The 1,177-nt window shown below is 42.6% G+C and carries 1 protein-coding gene; it reads left to right on the forward strand.

What is annotated here, in order from left to right:
* The first annotated feature begins 68 nt into the window (after positions 1-68).
* On the forward strand, positions 69-1,043 hold the full coding sequence (locus HC733_RS22315) for a transposase (protein WP_190367168.1): 975 nt from the start codon (positions 69-71) through the stop codon (positions 1,041-1,043).
* Positions 1,044-1,177 lie beyond the last annotated feature (134 nt).

Raw genomic sequence — 1,177 nt, forward strand, 5'->3', positions numbered from 1 at the left:
CTTTTATTTGTTTATTTTTCATTCATTGCCTATCTTTTATTTATCTGATTAAAAGATAGGCAGCTTCCATGGCAACGGCACGTAAAAGACAGGTAAGTCTTGTTGATACTAAGTATTATCACTGCATATCACGGTGTGTTCGCCGTGCATTTTTGTGTGGTGATGACACGATAACGGGCAAAAGCTATGAGCACCGTCGGCAGTGGGTAGAAGACAAACTGCTGGCACTTGCCCAAGTATTTTGTATTGATGTATGTGCCTATGCAGTGATGAGTAATCATACGCATATTGTGTTGTATGTAGATGATAAAAAAGCGAAACGGTTGCATGATAAAGCCATACTTATTCGTTGGCACAAATTATTTAAAGGTACGCTGCTTACGCAAAAATACCTACAAGGCGACAAGCTAGATAAAGCCCAGCAATTCTTTTTAAATCGTATCATTGCAGATTATCGTGAACGACTGTCGGATATCAGTTGGTTTATGCGGGTACTAAATGAAGATATAGCCAGAAAAGCCAACAAAGAAGATAACTGCACAGGTCGGTTTTGGGAGGGGCGCTTTAAATCCCAAGCGCTACTAGATGAAGCCGCACTGGCGGCATGCATGGCATATGTTGACCTAAACCCCATCAGAGCAAAGATGGCAAAAACCCCAGAAGACTCTGACCATACCAGTGTAAAAAAGCGAATTACAGCCGCCAAAGATGCAAAACAACCTAAACAACTCGCCCGCTTTGCAGGCAGCCCCAGAAAACACATGCCCAAAGGGCTCCCCTTTGAATTAAAGTCGTACTTAGAGTTAGTTGAACTCACAGGTCGCTGCATGCGAGAAGGCAAACGCGGACACATAGAGCAGCGCACTTTCCCTATTTTAGAGAGACTAAACATCGCCCCCGAAAACTGGCTAAAACTCACCACTCAATTTACTAAAGTGTTCAAAGGAGCCGTGGGGCGACCCAATAAACTTGATGGCTACTACGCACATCTAGAAGTAAAACGGCGAACTGGCATCAGTCATTGTGAACAGCTTTTCGGCTAAATCACAATTTACCTCAAAACCACAATCATCATGCTGAAAAGTAGGTAAAACCTCGCCTGACGTTTTGCAAATACCGCCTAATTCCTGAGTTAATTTTAAAAAATAGCAATGAAAGGTGCTTTTGACGCAAAAAT

Origin of the sequence: Pseudoalteromonas sp. S16_S37 (assembly GCF_014694405.1) — a bacterium.
In the GTDB taxonomy this organism is placed as follows: Bacteria; Pseudomonadota; Gammaproteobacteria; order Enterobacterales; family Alteromonadaceae; genus Pseudoalteromonas.

What these genes read in the sequence shown, in the direction of transcription:
- HC733_RS22315 (WP_190367168.1), top strand. Translation starts at nt 69, where the DNA reads ATGGCAACGGCACGTAAAAGACAGGTAAGTCTTGTTGATACTAAGTAT.